This window comes from Streptomyces sp. NPDC017095 (assembly GCF_044332325.1).
In the GTDB taxonomy this organism is placed as follows: Bacteria; Actinomycetota; Actinomycetes; order Streptomycetales; family Streptomycetaceae; genus Streptomyces.
Genome location: NZ_JBIROU010000008.1, coordinates 278,411 through 293,407 on the forward strand (window position 1 = coordinate 278,411; position 14,997 = coordinate 293,407).

General features: G+C 73.3%; 15 protein-coding genes. 6 read left to right on the forward strand and 9 right to left on the reverse strand.

Annotated elements, in window-relative coordinates; all coding sequences use genetic code 11:
- Window positions 1–377: 377 nt before the first annotated feature.
- Both ACH4OA_RS18295 and ACH4OA_RS18300 read right to left on the reverse strand, forming a co-directional pair.
- Window positions 378–1,634, reverse strand: coding sequence for a sensor histidine kinase (locus ACH4OA_RS18295; protein ID WP_397969771.1), 1,257 nt, complete (start codon window positions 1,632–1,634; stop codon window positions 378–380).
- A gap of 5 nt (window positions 1,635–1,639) precedes the next feature.
- Window positions 1,640–2,293: a response regulator transcription factor gene (locus ACH4OA_RS18300; protein ID WP_007387794.1), complete on the reverse strand. Its 654-nt coding sequence runs from the start codon at window positions 2,291–2,293 to the stop codon at window positions 1,640–1,642.
- 414 nt (window positions 2,294–2,707) lie between these two features.
- Here ACH4OA_RS18300 and ACH4OA_RS18305 point away from each other — a divergent pair, with 414 nt between their 5' ends.
- Window positions 2,708–2,881, forward strand: coding sequence for a hypothetical protein (locus tag ACH4OA_RS18305; protein WP_365871412.1), 174 nt, complete (start codon window positions 2,708–2,710; stop codon window positions 2,879–2,881).
- A gap of 85 nt (window positions 2,882–2,966) precedes the next feature.
- On the opposite strand, the gene ACH4OA_RS18310 is transcribed toward ACH4OA_RS18305, so the two are convergent.
- Both ACH4OA_RS18310 and ACH4OA_RS18315 read right to left on the reverse strand, forming a co-directional pair.
- A complete protein-coding gene (locus ACH4OA_RS18310) occupies window positions 2,967–3,782 on the reverse strand; it encodes an inositol monophosphatase family protein (RefSeq protein WP_397938967.1) in 816 nt (271 codons plus the stop codon).
- An 8-nt stretch (window positions 3,783–3,790) separates the two neighbouring features.
- Entirely contained in the window at window positions 3,791–4,918 is a 1,128-nt protein-coding gene (locus tag ACH4OA_RS18315; RefSeq protein ID WP_365871416.1) for a ferrochelatase, read from the reverse strand.
- 129 nt (window positions 4,919–5,047) lie between these two features.
- Between ACH4OA_RS18315 and ACH4OA_RS18320 the strand changes: the two genes are divergently transcribed.
- On the forward strand, window positions 5,048–6,286 hold the full coding sequence (locus tag ACH4OA_RS18320; protein WP_397969773.1) for an MFS transporter: 1,239 nt from the start codon (window positions 5,048–5,050) through the stop codon (window positions 6,284–6,286).
- Window positions 6,246–7,565 carry a D-arabinono-1,4-lactone oxidase gene (locus ACH4OA_RS18325; RefSeq protein WP_397969775.1) on the forward strand — a complete coding sequence of 440 codons (1,320 nt, stop codon included), beginning with the start codon at window positions 6,246–6,248 and terminating at the stop codon, window positions 7,563–7,565. Before ACH4OA_RS18320 ends, ACH4OA_RS18325 begins: the two co-directional genes overlap by 41 nt.
- Here ACH4OA_RS18325 and ACH4OA_RS18330 read toward each other — a convergent pair.
- On the reverse strand, window positions 7,489–8,253 hold the full coding sequence (locus ACH4OA_RS18330; protein ID WP_397938960.1) for a hypothetical protein: 765 nt from the start codon (window positions 8,251–8,253) through the stop codon (window positions 7,489–7,491). The genes ACH4OA_RS18325 and ACH4OA_RS18330 overlap by 77 nt on opposite strands.
- 480 nt (window positions 8,254–8,733) lie before the next feature.
- Between ACH4OA_RS18330 and sepH the strand changes: the two genes are divergently transcribed.
- The gene (sepH, locus tag ACH4OA_RS18335) at window positions 8,734–9,774 is read left to right on the forward strand and encodes a septation protein SepH (RefSeq protein WP_365871424.1); all 1,041 of its coding nucleotides are present in this window, start codon (window positions 8,734–8,736) and stop codon (window positions 9,772–9,774) included.
- An 86-nt stretch (window positions 9,775–9,860) separates the two neighbouring features.
- Here sepH and ACH4OA_RS18340 read toward each other — a convergent pair whose 3' ends face one another.
- On the reverse strand, window positions 9,861–10,712 hold the full coding sequence (locus tag ACH4OA_RS18340) for a sulfurtransferase (RefSeq protein WP_397969777.1): 852 nt from the start codon (window positions 10,710–10,712) through the stop codon (window positions 9,861–9,863).
- Between ACH4OA_RS18340 and ACH4OA_RS18345 the strand changes: the two genes are divergently transcribed.
- Both ACH4OA_RS18345 and ACH4OA_RS18350 read left to right on the forward strand, forming a co-directional pair.
- On the forward strand, window positions 10,711–10,908 hold the full coding sequence (locus tag ACH4OA_RS18345) for a hypothetical protein (RefSeq protein ID WP_365883702.1): 198 nt from the start codon (window positions 10,711–10,713) through the stop codon (window positions 10,906–10,908). The two genes, ACH4OA_RS18340 and ACH4OA_RS18345, sit on opposite strands and share 2 nt — an antisense overlap.
- 126 nt (window positions 10,909–11,034) lie before the next feature.
- The gene (locus tag ACH4OA_RS18350; RefSeq protein WP_397969779.1) at window positions 11,035–11,820 is read left to right on the forward strand and encodes a VOC family protein; all 786 of its coding nucleotides are present in this window, start codon (window positions 11,035–11,037) and stop codon (window positions 11,818–11,820) included.
- A gap of 44 nt (window positions 11,821–11,864) precedes the next feature.
- Here the strand turns inward: ACH4OA_RS18350 and ACH4OA_RS18355 are convergent, their stop codons facing one another.
- The 3 genes from ACH4OA_RS18355 to ACH4OA_RS18365 are packed head-to-tail and all read right to left on the reverse strand — an operon-like array spanning window position 11,865 to window position 14,351.
- Complete coding sequence (locus tag ACH4OA_RS18355; RefSeq protein WP_365883704.1) at window positions 11,865–12,515, reverse strand: thymidine kinase; 651 nt, start codon at window positions 12,513–12,515, stop codon at window positions 11,865–11,867.
- A gap of 43 nt (window positions 12,516–12,558) precedes the next feature.
- Window positions 12,559–13,755 (reverse strand): alkaline phosphatase family protein, encoded by a 1,197-nt coding sequence (locus ACH4OA_RS18360; RefSeq protein WP_397946249.1) that lies wholly within the window; start codon window positions 13,753–13,755, stop codon window positions 12,559–12,561.
- Window positions 13,755–14,351, reverse strand: a complete 597-nt coding sequence (locus tag ACH4OA_RS18365; RefSeq protein WP_365883706.1) for a DUF5998 family protein — start codon at window positions 14,349–14,351, stop codon at window positions 13,755–13,757. The genes ACH4OA_RS18360 and ACH4OA_RS18365 overlap by 1 nt, the downstream gene beginning before the upstream one ends.
- Window positions 14,352–14,997 lie beyond the last annotated feature (646 nt).

Sequence of the window (14,997 nt, forward strand, 5' to 3'; positions counted from 1 at the left end):
GGTGTCTGCGGTGTCTCCAGCGCACGTAACGCGTGAGAGGCCGGACTTGTGCCCGACCTGAGGCGGAGATTTTGCCTCACATCAAGGTCTGTTACTCAATCGACACCCAACCCGACCCCTCAGGAGTGATCGGCTTGGATGGCGGTGTGGACCGTACACGGTTCTGATGCCGCACCTCAAAGGCGCCTCCACGTGTACTTCCCGTGATCAGGAGCCCTGAAAACCCGGACTTTCCCGGCTTTCCACCTTCTCTCATGATCACCCTGCGTACATGACCGGAAATCTGTTCATGTGATCGATCACACAGGAAGACGTCCGTTCGGCGGCTGGAAAATTCCGCGTAGAGCGAACACGGTTCGCGTGTGTCCCGCGCCCGCTCACATCGGCAGGGTGACCCGCATCTCCAGGCCGCCTCCCTCACGGGGCCGGGCCTGGATGTGCCCGCCGTGCGCCCGGGCCACCGACCGCACGATGGAGAGGCCGAGGCCCACGCCCTTGTCGCTGCCCGTGCGCTCGGTGCGCAGCCGCCGGAAGGGCTCGAAGAGGTTGTCGATCTCGTACGCCGGCACCACCGGTCCGGTGTTGGTGACCGTGAGCACCGCCTGTCCGTGCCGGACCTCGGTGTCCACCTGGACCCAGCCCTCCTCGGACACGTTATAGCGCACCGCGTTCTGGACGAGGTTCAGCGCGATCCGCTCCAGCAGGACGCCGTTGCCCTGCACCACCGCCGACCTGCGCTCGCCCCGGACGGTCACGCCCTTGGCCTCCGCCTCGGCGTGCACCTGGTCGATGGCCTGGGTGGCGACCTCGGCCAGGTCGACCGGTTTGCGCTCGACGATCTGGTTGTCGCTGCGGGCCAGCAGCAGCAGACCCTCGACCAGCTGTTCGCTGCGCTCGTTGGTGGCGAGCAGCGTCTTGCCGAGCTGCTGGAGCTCCACCGGCGCGTCCGGGTCCGACAGGTGCACCTCCAGGAGGGTGCGGTTGATCGCGAGCGGGGTGCGCAGCTCGTGCGAGGCGTTCCCGACGAAGCGCTGCTGGGCGGTGAAGGCGCGCTGCAGCCGCTCCAGCATGTCGTCGAAGGTGTCCGCCAGCTCCTTCAGCTCGTCGTCCGGGCCGTCCAGCTCGATCCGGCGGGACAGGTCCGAGCCGGCCACCTGACGGGCGGTGCGGGTGATCCGGCCGAGCGGGGACAGCACGCGGCCGGCCATCGCGTACCCGAACGCGAAGGCGATCACGGCGAGGCCCAGCAGTGCCAGCAGGGAGCGGCTGAGCAGGTTGTCCAGGGCCGTCTGGCGCTGCTGGTCCACGCAGTGGGCGATCATGTCGTTGAAGTCCGACAGCGGCAGGCTGGTGGTGTTGATCGCGGTGATCGCCGGGCAGTTGTCGCTGGTGACCCGGATCGCCGTACCGCTCACGATCTTGAACAGCGGCTGGTTGCCGGTGCTGATCGCCTGCGCGGCGAGCAGGTAGATGATCGACAGCAGCAGGATGCCGGCGATCAGGAACATGCCGCCGTACAGCAGCGTCAGCCGTATGCGGATGGTCGGACGCAGCCACGGGAAGGGCGGCTGCGGCCTCCTGGGGTCCCAGGTGGGCTTCGGCGGCGCCTGGGGCGGCGCGGGCGTCGCGGCCACGGCGATCAGATCCGGTAGCCGGAGCCGGGGACGGTGACGATGACGGGCGGTTCGCCCAGCTTGCGGCGCAGCGTCATCACCGTCACGCGCACCACGTTGGTGAACGGGTCGGTGTTCTCGTCCCAGGCCTTCTCCAGCAGCTGCTCCGCCGAGACCACGGCGCCCTCGCTGCGCATCAGCACCTCCAGCACCGCGAACTCCTTGGGCGCGAGCTGGACCTCCTTGCCGTCGCGGAAGACCTCGCGGCGGTTGGGGTCCAGCTTGATGCCGGCGCGCTCCAGGACCGGCGGCAGCGGCACGCTGGTGCGCCGGCCGAGGGCGCGGACGCGGGCGATCAGCTCGCTGAAGGCGAACGGCTTGGGCAGATAGTCGTCGGCGCCGATCTCCAGGCCCTCGACCCGGTCGCTGACGTCGCCGGAGGCGGTGAGCATCAGCACGCGCGTGGGCATGCCCAGCTCGACGATCCTGCGGCAGACGTCGTCGCCGTGCACGAGCGGGAGGTCGCGGTCGAGGACGACCACGTCGTAGTCGTTGACGCCGATGCGCTCCAGGGCGGCCGCACCGTCGTACACGACGTCGACGGCCATGGCCTCCCGGCGCAGTCCGGTGGCCACCGCATCGGCGAGCAGCTGCTCGTCCTCGACGACGAGTACGCGCACGTCGCTTGTCCTTCCTGTGTCCACCCGCGTAGCGCGCCGTGGGCGCGTGCGGGCAGGGGGCTGCGTTGGGGTGTGGCCCCCATCCTGCCCTTTTCGGCCATAAGTCGGCTGTAAGGCGGGGTCGGGGCCGGAGGGATCAAGGTCCGCGGTGGGGAATACGCGAATTTCTCCTCCAGTTGAGGTTTCCGCGAAGGGGAGCGGGGGGAGGACGGCTGTACACCCCGCGATCACGCTCTGCATGTGCCGCGGCACCATGCGGTACCCCGGCATCGGCTTCGCAGAACGGGCGTGGGTGTCCGGCACCGTCGCCGCCCGGCCGGGCAGCGCTGGGCACCCGCGACAGAAGTGATCGCCCCTTCCATACGGCACACCCCCGTGCCACCCGACCCACGACCCAGGACGAGGGGGCGCAGCATGGACGCTTTCACCGCAGGACTTCTGCAGCGCATACAGACGACCGAGTCCGATCTGTCGCGGGCGCGTGACGACGGCGACGACTTCCTCGTCGAGGTGGAGCAGGCGGAGCTGGACGACCTGCGCCGCCTCGCCGCCGAACACGGTGTGGAGGTCGGCGTGTCACACGTCTGATCGACAGCGCACGCGGAGGGGCCCCGGCGAATCCAGCGCCGGGGCCCCTTCGCGCGCGGCCGGGGGTGCCCCGGCGCGACCGGGGTCAGTCGTGCCAGGCGCCGAAGTCCTCCAGCAGCCGCTGGAGCGGCTCGAAGACGCCCGGCGTGCCCGCGACCGCCAGCTCCCGCGACGGCCGCTCACCGGGCCGTCCACCGGTCAGCGCGCCCGCCTCCCGGGCGATGAGGTCGCCGGCCGCGTAGTCCCACGCGTGCAGGCCCCGCTCGTAGTACCCGTCGAGCCGGCCGCAGGCCACGTCGCACAGGTCGACGGCGGCCGAGCCGCCGCGCCGGATGTCCCGCAGCAGCGGGATCAGCCGGGCGGCCACCCCGGCCTGATGGCCGCGGACCTCGGTGACGTAGTTGAAACCGGTGGAGACCAGCGCCTGGTCCAGCGGGGGCGCGGGCCGGCAGGCGAGCGCCCGCTCGCCCTCCCAGGCGCCGGTGGCCCACGCGCCGCCGCCCCGCACGGCGTGGTACGTCTCGCCGCGCATCGGTGCCGCGACGACCCCGACGACGGTCTCGCCGTCCTGTTCGGCCGCGATGGACACCGCCCAGGTCGGCAGCCCGTACAGGTAGTTCACGGTGCCGTCCAGCGGGTCGATCACCCAGCGGACGCCGCTCGTGCCCTCGGCCGAGGCCCCCTCCTCGCCGAGGAAGCCGTCGTCGGGGCGGCGGCCGGAGATCAGGCCGGTGATCAGTTTCTCGGCCGCGATGTCCATCTCGGTGACGACGTCGATGGGGCTGGACTTGGTCCGGGCCACGGCCAGGTCGGCGGGGCGGCCGTCGCGCAGCAGCTCGCCGGCGCGGGAGGCGGCCTCCCGGGCGAGTGCCAGCAGGTCCCGGTGCAGGGCGTCGGTCACGGGTCTCCTCACGCGTAGGGGCTGTCGGCGCCCGCGGCGGCGGGGCGGGGCGTGCGGGCCGGGCAGCAGCCGACCGGGCACACGTCGTGGCTCGGGCCGAGCGCGCCCAGGGCGCACGGGGTGACCCGCTGGCCGCGCTCGGCGGCGGCCCGCTCCAGGATCAGTTCGCGGACGGCCGCGGCGAACCGCGGGTCGGCGCCCACGGTGGCCGAGCGGCGCACCGGCAGGCCCAGTTCCTCGGCCTTGGCCCTGGCCTCGGTGTCGAGGTCGTACAGGACCTCCATGTGGTCGGAGACGAAGCCGATCGGGGCCATCACCACGGCCGGGACGCCGGCCGCGTGCCGCTCCTCGAGGTGGTCGCAGATGTCGGGCTCCAGCCACGGGATGTGCGGGGCGCCGGAGCGGGACTGGTAGACGAGCTGCCAGGGGTGGTCGACGCCGGTGCGCTCGCGGACGGCGTCGGCGATCAGCCGGGCCACGTCCAGGTGCTGCGCGACGTAGGCGCCGCCGTCGCCGTGGGCCTCCGCGGGGCCGGAGGTGTCGGCGGCGGAGGTCGGGATGGAGTGGGTGGTGAAGGCGATGTGGGCGCCCGCGCGGACGTCCTCGGGGAGGTCCGCCAGGGAGCGGAGCACACCGTCGATCATGGGCTCGACGAAGCCGGGGTGGTTGAAGTAGTGCCGCAGCTTGTCGGTCCTCGGCGGCTCCAGGCCCTCGGCCTCCAGGGCGGCCAGCGCGTCGGCCAGGTTCTCCCGGTACTGCCGGCAGCCCGAGTAGGAGGCGTAGGCGCTGGTGGCGAGGACCAGGATGCGGCGGTGGCCGTCGGCGGCCATCTTCCGCAGGGTGTCCGTCAGGTACGGCGCCCAGTTCCGGTTGCCCCAGTAGACCGGCAGGTCCAGGCCGTGGGCGGCGAAGTCCTCGCGCAGGGCCTCCAGCAGGGCGCGGTTCTGGTCGTTGATGGGGCTGACCCCGCCGAAGAGGAAGTAGTGCTGTCCGACTTCCTTGAGGCGTTCCTTGGGGATGCCGCGCCCGCGGGTGACGTTCTCCAGGAACGGGACCACGTCGTCCGGGCCTTCGGGGCCGCCGAAGGAGAGCAGGAGCAGGGCGTCGTACGGGGTGGCATCGAGCGCGTCTGGCATGTCTCGATCCTGCCACCCGGCTCGGACAGCGGGAAAACGGCGGGGCCGCCCGGGAGCTATTAGGGTTGCCTAACTTGTAAGCTGTATCCGCTGTACTCGCGCCTTACCGAGCCGCTTACCGGAGATCCCGTGCCCAGCCCCTACAGAGCCCTGTTCGCCGCGCCCGGCACCAAGGCCTTCTCCGCCGCGGGTTTCCTCGGCCGGATGCCGCTGTCGATGATGGGCGTCGGCGTGGTCACGATGGTCTCCCGGATCACCGGGCGGTACGGCCTCGCGGGCGCCCTGTCGGCCACCCTCGCGCTGTCCGCCGCCGCGATCGGGCCGCGGATCTCCCGGCTGGTGGACCGGCACGGGCAGCGCCGGGTGCTGCGCCCCGCGACCCTGGTGGCGCTGACCGCGGCGACCGGGCTGCTGCTCGCGGCCCGGTTCCGGTGGCCGGACTGGGTGCTGTTCGTCTGCGCCGCCGGGACCGGCTCGGTGCCGAGCCTGGGCGCGATGATCCGGGCCCGCTGGGCGGTGCTGTACCGGGGCACGCCGAAGCTGCACACCGCCTACTCGTTCGAGTCGGTGGTGGACGAGGTCTGCTTCATCTTCGGGCCGATCATCTCCATCGGCCTGTCCACGGCCTGGTTCCCGGAGGCGGGCCCGCTGCTGGCCGCCTGCTTCCTGGCGGCCGGCGTCCTCTGGCTGACCGCCCAGCGCGCCACCGAGCCGGTGGTGGACCCGGGCGAGCGGCACGACGGCGGCAGCGCCCTGCGCTCGGTGGGGCTCCGGGTGCTGGTGGCCACCTTCGTGGCGACCGGCGCGATCTTCGGCGCCGTCGACGTGGTCACCGTCGCCTTCGCCGACGAGCGCGGCCACCAGGGCGCCGCGAGCCTGGTCCTGGCGCTGTACGCGGCCGGCTCCTGCGTGGCCGGCGTGGTCTTCGGGCTGCTGCGCGTCGGCGGTTCCCCGGAGCGCCGCTGGTTGCTGGGCGTGGCGGCGATGGGCGTGAGTATGATCCCCCTCCTACTGGTCGGAAACCTGCCGCTTCTGGCCGTGGCGCTGTTCGTTGCGGGACTGTCCATCGCGCCGACGATGATCACCACGATGTCCCTCGTCGAAGAGCACGTACCTCGCGCACGGCTCACCGAGGGCATGACCTGGGTGAGCACCGGCCTCGCGGTCGGCGTCGCGCTCGGCTCCTCCGCGGCCGGCTGGGTGATCGACGCGGCCGGGGCACGGGCCGGGTACGGGGTTCCGGTGGTGTCCGGGGCCGTCGCGGTCGTGGTCGGTTTCCTCGGGTACCGCCGGCTGCGCAGGCCGGCCGCGGGGCGGGGAGGCACCGTTGAGCAGCACGGCGAACGGGAAGAGCGGCACCTGGCGTAACTGGGGCGGCAACGTCTCCGCCCGGCCCGCCCGGCAGGTCGCGCCGGCCTCCGTCGAGGAACTGGCCGCGGCGGTGCGCCGGGCACGGGAGGACGGCCTGAGGGTGAAGGCGGTCGGGACCGGGCACTCCTTCACCTCGATAGCCGCCACCGACGGCGTGTTGATACGCCCTCAACTGTTGACCGGGATACGCGGCATCGACCGGGAATCCATGACGGTCACGGTGGAGGCGGGCACCCCGCTCAAGAGACTCAATGCCGCGCTCGCCCGCGAGGGTCTGTCGCTCACCAACATGGGCGACATCATGGAGCAGACCGTCTCCGGGGCCACCAGCACCGGCACGCACGGCACGGGCCGCACCTCCGCCTCGATCGCCGCGCAGGTCAAGGGCCTGGAACTCGTCACAGCCGACGGTTCGGTCCTCACCTGCTCCGCGCGGGAGAACCCCGACGTCTTCGCCGCGGCCCGGATCGGGCTCGGCGCGCTCGGCGTCGTCACCGCGCTCACCTTCGCCGTGGAACCCCTCTTCCTGCTCACCGCGCGCGAGGAGCCGATGCCCCTCGACCGGGTCCTCGCCGAGTTCGACCGGCTGTGGGCCGAGAACGAGCACTTCGAGTTCTACTGGTTCCCGCACACCGGCAACACCACCACCAAGCGCAACAACCGCAGCGCCGGCCCCGAGCGGCCGGTGGGCCGGCTGGCCGGCTGGTTCGAGGACGAGTTCCTCTCCAACGGGGTGTTCCAGGCGGTCCAGTGGGCCGGCCGCGCCGTCCCGGCCGCGATCCCCGCCATCGCGCGGGCCTCCAGCACGGCCCTGTCCGCGCGGACGTACACCGACATCCCCTACAAGGTGTTCACCTCGCCGCGCCGGGTGCGCTTCGTGGAGATGGAGTACGCCGTCCCGCGCGCGGCGCTGGTGGAGACCCTGCGCGAGCTGCGGACCGTGATCGAGCGCTCAGGGCTGCGGATCAGCTTCCCGGTCGAGGTGCGCACCGCCCCGGCCGACGACATCACCCTGTCCACCGCCTCGGGCCGGGACAGCGCCTACATCGCCGTGCACATGTTCCGCGGCACGCCGTACCAGGCGTACTTCACCGCCGCCGAGCGCGTCTTCACCGCGCACGGGGGACGGCCGCACTGGGGCAAGGTGCACACGCGCGACGCGGAGTACTTCTCCCGGGTGTACCCGCGTTTCGGCGAGTTCACCGCGCTGCGGGACCGTCTGGACCCGGAACGCCTGTTCCAGAACGACTACTTGCGGAGGGTTCTGGGAGCGTAGGCGCCGGGACGGACGTACCGGGCGCACTGGGCGTGGGGACGGGGGTGACCGGGGTGGCCGGACTGCCGCTCGGGGTCCCGGACGACGGTTCCCCGTCCGGCTGCTCGTCCGGCTGTCCGGACGGGGAGCCGCCGGGCGTCGGGGAGTCACCGGAAGCCGTGCCGCCGGGGGCCGGGGTGTGCTCCGGCGACGGGGTGCCGGCGGGAGCGGGGGTCTCGCCGGTCTTCGGTCCGGAGGAGTCCCGGCCGGTGACGGCGTGGCCGACCGTCGTGCCCGTACCGCCGCTGAAGCTGTTGCCGGACGCCAGCTCGTACACCGTGATGCCCGTCATGGTGACCCCGAAGACCAGGGCGGCGGCGATCAGCGGGCGGCGCAGGCCGCGCGCCCGCGCGCGGTAGACCGTGCCCGCGGTGAACTCGCCCGAGGGCGGCGGGGGTGCCTGGTCCCGCGGCCGGACCGTCGCCGCGGTCCTCTCCCGCAACTGCTCCCCGGTGCGCTTGAAGAAGTGCTGGAAGACCGTGCCGCCGCAGGTGGCGACGGCACTGACGACACCGGCGCCCAGGATCGTGCCGTACACCCCGAAGTACGAAGCCAGTTTGGCCGCCACGACCGCCGCCAGGGCGCTGGCCGCGACCTGGGGGACGCTCAGATCGATCCGCTTGCGCACCGTATCGGGTGTTTCACGCATACCCGGAACTTGCCCGCCTTTCCCGTACTTGATCGACATTGACCGGCTGACTGCACGAGAAGGGGACGTACGGACGAAACCATTAGTTCCGTTTCTGGCGATTGCGTGAACTTCGCCACGTTCATGATCGGCAAAAGCGGTTGCGGACGGTCAAGTCACACGCCTTGCCGCAAGTTGAGCAGCGCGCCCATCCACGCACGTGGCCCGAATGGAGTACTGTTGCCAGCCCTGGGTCCGGCCTCCCGTCAGGGTGCCCGCGACCTTGCCGGACCGCCGGGAGGGGGCTAGTTGCACAGGGTGACCAAGTCGGTCACTCAGCGTTGCCAACAGGTAACCGTGCCATAACGGCGGTTCCGGGCTCGCGCCCGACACGCCGGGCAACTCGGCAAGGTTGTGGCAGGCTGCACCCGGGCAGGCCACACTCGACTAGCGGAAGCAGCGACGCACGTGACGTCGGCAGGCACCACCCGGGAGGTCCCCATGCCCGAACTGCGTGTCGTGGCCGTCTCGAATGACGGCACACGGCTGGTGCTGAAGGCTGCCGACTCCACGGAGTACACACTTCCGATCGACGAGCGGCTGCGCGCCGCCGTGCGCGGCGACCGGCCTCGCCTCGGCCAGATCGAGATCGAGGTCGAGAGCCATCTGCGCCCGCGTGACATCCAGGCGCGGATACGTGCCGGTGCCACCGCGGAAGAGGTCGCCCAGCTCGCCGGCATCCCCGTCGACCGGGTGCGGCGCTTCGAGGGGCCCGTGCTGGCCGAGCGCGCCTTCATGGCCGAGCGCGCCCGCAAGACCCCGGTCCGCCGCCCCGGCGAGAACTCCGGGCCGCCGCTCGGCGAGGCCGTGCAGGAGCGGCTGCTGCTGCGCGGCGCCGAGAAGGACACCGTGCAGTGGGACTCCTGGCGCCGCGACGACGGCACCTGGGAGGTGCTGCTGGTCTACCGGGTCGCGGGCGAACCGCACTCGGCGAGCTGGACGTACGACCCGCCCCGGCGGCTCGTCCAGGCCGTCGACGACGAGGCGCGCTCGCTGATCGGGGAGTCCGACGACCTCGCGGTGCCCGAGCCCAGCTTCCCGTTCGTCCCGCGCATCGCCCGGCTGCCGCGCGAGCGTTCGATGGACCGCGCGCTCGAACGGCTGGACCGGGACCGGCCCGGCCTGCCCGCGGCGTCCGCCGAACCGGCCGAGGAGGGCGCGGGCGAGCGCGACTCGCTGACCAGCCTGCTGGAGGCCGTGCCCAGCTTCCGGGGCGACCTGGTGGTCCCGGAGCGCTCGTCGGAACCGGCGGAGGAGACCGACGACGAGCCCGCCGCCGAGGAGCCGCCGGCGCCCGCCGCCTCGGCCGGCTCCGCCTACGCGGACGTCCTCATGCCGCGCTCCGTGGGCAGCCACCGCGACCGGCTGGTCGGCGCGACCGACCGGCAGGCCGAGGCCGACGGCGTCCGTCCCGGCCGCCGCGCCGCCGTCCCGAGCTGGGACGAGATCGTGTTCGGTACCCGTCGCAAGAAGCAGGAGTAGGCCCTCGCGGCAGCCGGAGGAGGGCACGCGCGCGTGCCCTCCTCCGGCTGTCCCGTCACCCGCGCCCGTCCTTCCGGTCCGGTGCGTTACCGCGGGTCCGCGCCCGTCGCCACCGGCCGGGACGGGTCCGCGGACCACTCCGACCAGGAACCGACGTACAGGGCCGCCGGGATGCCCGCCACGGCCAGCGCGAGCACCTCGTGGGCGGCGGAGACGCCCGAGCCGCAGTACACGCCGACCTCCGTGTCCCCGGACACCCCGAGTGCCTTGAAGCGGTCCTTCAGCTCCGCCGCGGGCAGGAAGCGGCCGTCGGGACCCACGTTCTCCGTCGTCGGCGCCGACACCGCGCCCGGGATGTGCCCGCCGACCCGGTCGACCGGCTCCGCCTCACCGCGGTACCGCTCCCCCGCGCGGGCGTCCAGCAGTACGCCCGTGCGGGCCAGCGCCGCCGCCCCGTCCGCGTCCAGCAGCCCCGCCTCCCGCGGCGCCGGCACGAAGTCGCCTTCCGCCGGGACGGGTACCTCGGTGGACAGTTCGCCGGTCCAGGACGGCAACCCGCCGTCGAGCACCCGCACGTCCGGGTGACCCGTCCAGCGCAGCAGCCACCAGGCGCGCGCGGCCGCCCAGCCCTGTCCGCCGTCGTACACGACGACCGGGCGGGTGGCCGACACGCCGGCGCGGCGCATCGCGGCGCCGAACTCGGCGAGGTCCGGCAGCGGATGGCGGCCCCGTGCGCCCGGCGCGGCGGCCAGTTCCCGGTCCAGGTCGACGAAGACGGCGCCGGGCAGGTGCCCGGCCGCGTACTCCGCCCGGCCGTCGAAGGCCGGCGCGCCCGCCGCCTTGGCCAGGCTGAGCTGCCAGCGCACGTCCAGCAGCACGGGCGGGTGGCCGCCGGTCAGCTCGGGTGCGAGTTCGGATGCGGTGATGATGGCTGTCATGGCGTCCATCCATACGCCAGGGGTGGCCGCGGCGTCCAGGGACGGCTACTCTGCTCGGCCGGACACGCTCGATCACTACGCGTACCGGATCGAGCACGTGCCGTACAACCGGCGGACATCCGTCGGCCATCGTCAGGAAGCGGTGAAAGACGGCGGATCGGGCATCCTCTCCGGGTACGGCCGGGCGGCGCGGTAACGCCGCGCGGCTCCGCGGGGGGGGTGCGCGCACACCGGTACGGGCGCGCGCGCCGGCGCTCTGGACACCCCTTCCGGGCAGCGGAAGCGACACGGCCACCGCGAGGGGCCGGGGAGAGAGTGATCGATGACCGAAGCACGGGATTCAGCCGGTCCGCACGCGCGGCGGGTGCCCGGCGCACCCTGCTGGGTGAGCCTGATGGCGCACGGGCTGGATGCCACGGAGGAGTTCTACGGCGAGCTGTTCGGCTGGCGGTTCCGGCCGGGCCCGCAGCAGCTCGGGCCGTACGTGCGGGCGCTGCTGGACGGGCGCGAGGTGGCGGGCATGGGCCGGCTGCCGTCGGACCGCCGGCTGCCGGTCGCCTGGACGCCGTACCTCGCCACGGACGACGTGGACCGGACCGCCGACGCGATCCGGCTGTGCGGCGGCACGGTGGCCGTCGGCCCGCTGGACGCCGCCGAGGCCGGCCGGATGGCGATCGCCTCCGACCCCGCCGGTGCGGTGTTCGGGATCTGGCAGGGCGTCAGGCACCCCGGCACGGCGCTCGGCGGCACGCCCGGCACGCCCGTCTGGTACGAACTGCGGACCTACGAGACGGAGAGCGTCACGAAGTTCTACAAGAGCCTGTTCCCCTTCGAGGAGGAGCCGGCGACCGGTTCCGGCCGGACGACGCTGCTTCTGGACGGCCGTCCGGTGGCCGGGCTGCACGGCATGGGCCAGGATCTGCCCCGGGAGCGGGGGCCGCACTGGCAGACGTACTTCGAGGTCGCCGATCTGGGCGACACGCTGCGGCAGGTGGTGGCGCTGGGCGGCCGGATCCTCGCGCCGGCCCAGGACGGCCCGCACGGGCGGGTGGCGACGGTGGCGGACCCGGAGGGTGCCGAGTTCTCGGTGGTCCAGGACCCGCGCTGAGCCTCCGCGAGGGCGGCTGCGCCCCGCGGGCCGGTCCGGCGGGGTCAGGAGGACGAGACGGGCAGCACGTCCGGGGACAGGGCCGCCGCGCGGGCCGACGCGGCGGTCATCCGGCGCCGGTGGTGGCGGCGGCACAGCACCTCGTAGCCGACCTCGCCCGCGGACTGGTTGACGTCCCCGACGACCACCTGGGCGCCCTCGACCACCATCGCGCCGCCTACCGTGCGGGCGTTGTGCGTGGCGCGGGCGCCGCACCAGCACAGCGCCTCCACCTGGAGCACCTCGATCCGGTCGGCCAGCTCCACCAGCCGCTGCGAGCCCGGGAACAGCTTGGAGCGGAAGTCGGTGGTGATGCCGAACGCGAACACGTCCAGACCGAGATCGTCCACCACGCGCGCGAGCTGATCGATCTGTTCGGGCGCGAGGAACTGCGCCTCGTCGGCGATCACATAGTCGGCCCGGCCGCCCTGCGAGAGATGGTCCACGAGGTACGCGTACAGATCCTGGCCGTCCGCCACCTCCACCGCGTTGGTGACCAGGCCCAGCCGGGAGGACAGCTTGCCCTCGCCCGCACGGTCGTCCCGGGTGAAGATCATGCCGGCCAGGCCGCGCGCGGAACGGTTGTGCTCGATCTGCAGAGCCAGCGTCGACTTCCCGCAGTCCATCGTTCCGGAGAAGAACACCAGCTCGGGCATGAGGGGTTGAGCACCTTTCGGCAAGGGAGGGCAGGAGGACGGGTCAGGAGCGTACTTCGAGCAGCGGGACGAGCTGCTCCGCCGGGGTCATCGAGCCGTGGTTGCCGGTCAGCGCCGACTCCTTGGGCTCCCGCTCGGAGGCGATGACCAGCACGTCGTCGTGGGCGGCGGCGACCACGTCCCCGATCCGCGGGTAGACGCGCTCGTCGCATGCGCCGGGCGGCCCGAACCAGCCGGCCGCGATCGCCTCGTCCCGGGAGGCCACCCAGAACTGCTCGCCGAGCACCTCGCGCCACACGGTCAGTACGTCGTTCGCGGCGCCCGGGACCGCGTACACGTGCCGGGCCCGGCCCTCGCCGCCCAGCAGGGCCACGCCGGCGCGCAGCTCCCAGTCCTCGTCGAAGTCGATCCGGTGCTGCTCGTCGAACGGGATGTCCACCATGCCGTGATCGGCGGTGACGTAGAGGGCGCTGCGCGGGGGCAGTTGTTCGGCCAGCCGCTGGGCGAGCCGGTCGACGTGCATGAGCTGGCCGCGCCAGGTGTCGGAGGCGACGCCGTAGCGGTGTCCGGAGCCGTCCAGCTCGGCGTAGTACGTGTACACCAGCGCGCGGTCGCCGGCGGCCAGTTGGGCGGCCGCGAGGTCCATGCGGTCCTCGCCGCTGAGCCGCCCGTGGAAGCGGCCGCCGCTGAGCGCGATCTTGGTGAGCGGGGTGTGCTCGAAGGTGGGCGAGGAGACCTGGGCGGCGTGCACCCCGGCCGCGTGGGCCAGCTGGAAGACGGTGGGGTACGGCTGCCAGGCGCGCGGTTCGGTGTACGGCTGCCAGCGGAGCTGGTTCATCAGCTCGCCGGTGGCCGGGTTGCGTACGGCGTACCCGGGCAGGCCGTGGGCGCCGGGCGGCAGGCCGGTGCCGACGGAGGCGAGGGAGGCGGCGGTGGTCGCCGGGTAGCCGGCGGTGAGCGGGCGGCCGGTGCCGCCGCGGGAGCTGCCGAGCAGGGAGGTCAGGAAGGGCGCCTCGTCCGGGTGGGCCCTGAGCTGCTCCCAGCCGAGTCCGTCGACCAGGAAGACGCAGACCCGGTCGGCCGGGGTCAGTTCCCCGATCGTGGCGGTCAGCCCGGGTACGCCCATGCCCGCGGCCAGCGTGGGCAGCAGGTCGGCCAGGGAGCCGGTGCCGTACTCGGGCAGCGGCGCGGTGGCCGGGGAGAGGGGTTCCGGGTGGTCCCAGGCGGAGAGCTGGGACATCAGCGGGTGAGGTCCGCGGTCGCCTCGGAGATGGCCTGCGCGAAGGCGAGCGCCTGGCGCACCGTCTCCGGGCCGTCCCCGGCCTCGCTGACGCGCAGGCTCAGGTCGTCCGCCGTGGAGCTGCCCGTGTAGCCGTGGTCGGCGTCGCAGTTGGGATCGCCGCAGGCGGCGGGCTCCAGGTCGATGCGGTTGACCGCGCCCCAGCCGATGGTCAGCACGACCTCGCGGGGCAGGGTGCCCGGCGTGTACTGCTCCGGGTTCGCGACCACCCGGCTCACCACGACCGACGAGACCCGGTCCAGCTTCACGGACTCGGTGGAGGTGGTGGCGTACGGCGTCGGCGACGTGGTGTCGGCGGCCTGCTCGTCGGTGTGGCTGACGATGAAGCGGTTGCCGGTGAGGACGAGCACGGTGACGTGCCGGCGGACCTCGTTCTGGTCGAACGTCGTCTCCTGGTGGACCAGGTACGACCGGATGGGCTCGCCGCCCACAGCGGCCTCCACCGCCTCGGCCACGAGGGCCGGGTAGTAGCCGCTGCGCTCGATCGCCGCGCGCAGCCCCTGGGTCGTCGTACTGGTCTTGGCCATGACGTCCATCCTAATCCGTGGGCAAGGGCGCTCCGGGCCAGTCGCGCGGACGGGGGCGGCGGGTACGCCTTGGCGCGGGGGGCCGCGCAGGGGGCCGGGACGCGCCACGGGCCGGCCGGCAGCGGCCGGCCCGGCACGGGCCGCCCGTGCCGCCGTCGCCTCGACGGCCGGGGGGCCAGCTTCGGTCGGCCGGTATCCGGCTCCGGGCACGGTGGCCGGTACTGTCCGGCCGGCCGCCAGCGGCCGACCGGTGGCGGCTGACCCGGCACGAGCCGCCGTGCCGCCGTCGCCTCGACGGTTGGGGGCCAGCTTCGGTCGGCCGGTATCCGGCTCCGGACACGGTGGCCGGTACCGTCCGGCCGGCCGGCCGGGACCCGATCGACAGGCACGCCGTCGGATCACGACGGCCGGGCGCCCGGCGCCGGGCACGGTGGCCAGTACCGCTCGGACGGCTGGGGCCCGGCCGCGGTCATGGCGGCCGGGCCCCAGCGACGGGCCCGCCGTGTTCGACGCCCTCGGATCACGACGACCGGTGCCCGGCTCCAGGCCCGGTGGCCGCCATCCGCATCGGCGGCCGGGGCCCGGATTCGGGCACGGTCGCCTGCCGTCCACCTCCCGGCCGGTGTTCGGCTTCGGGCACGGTGGCCGGTGCCGC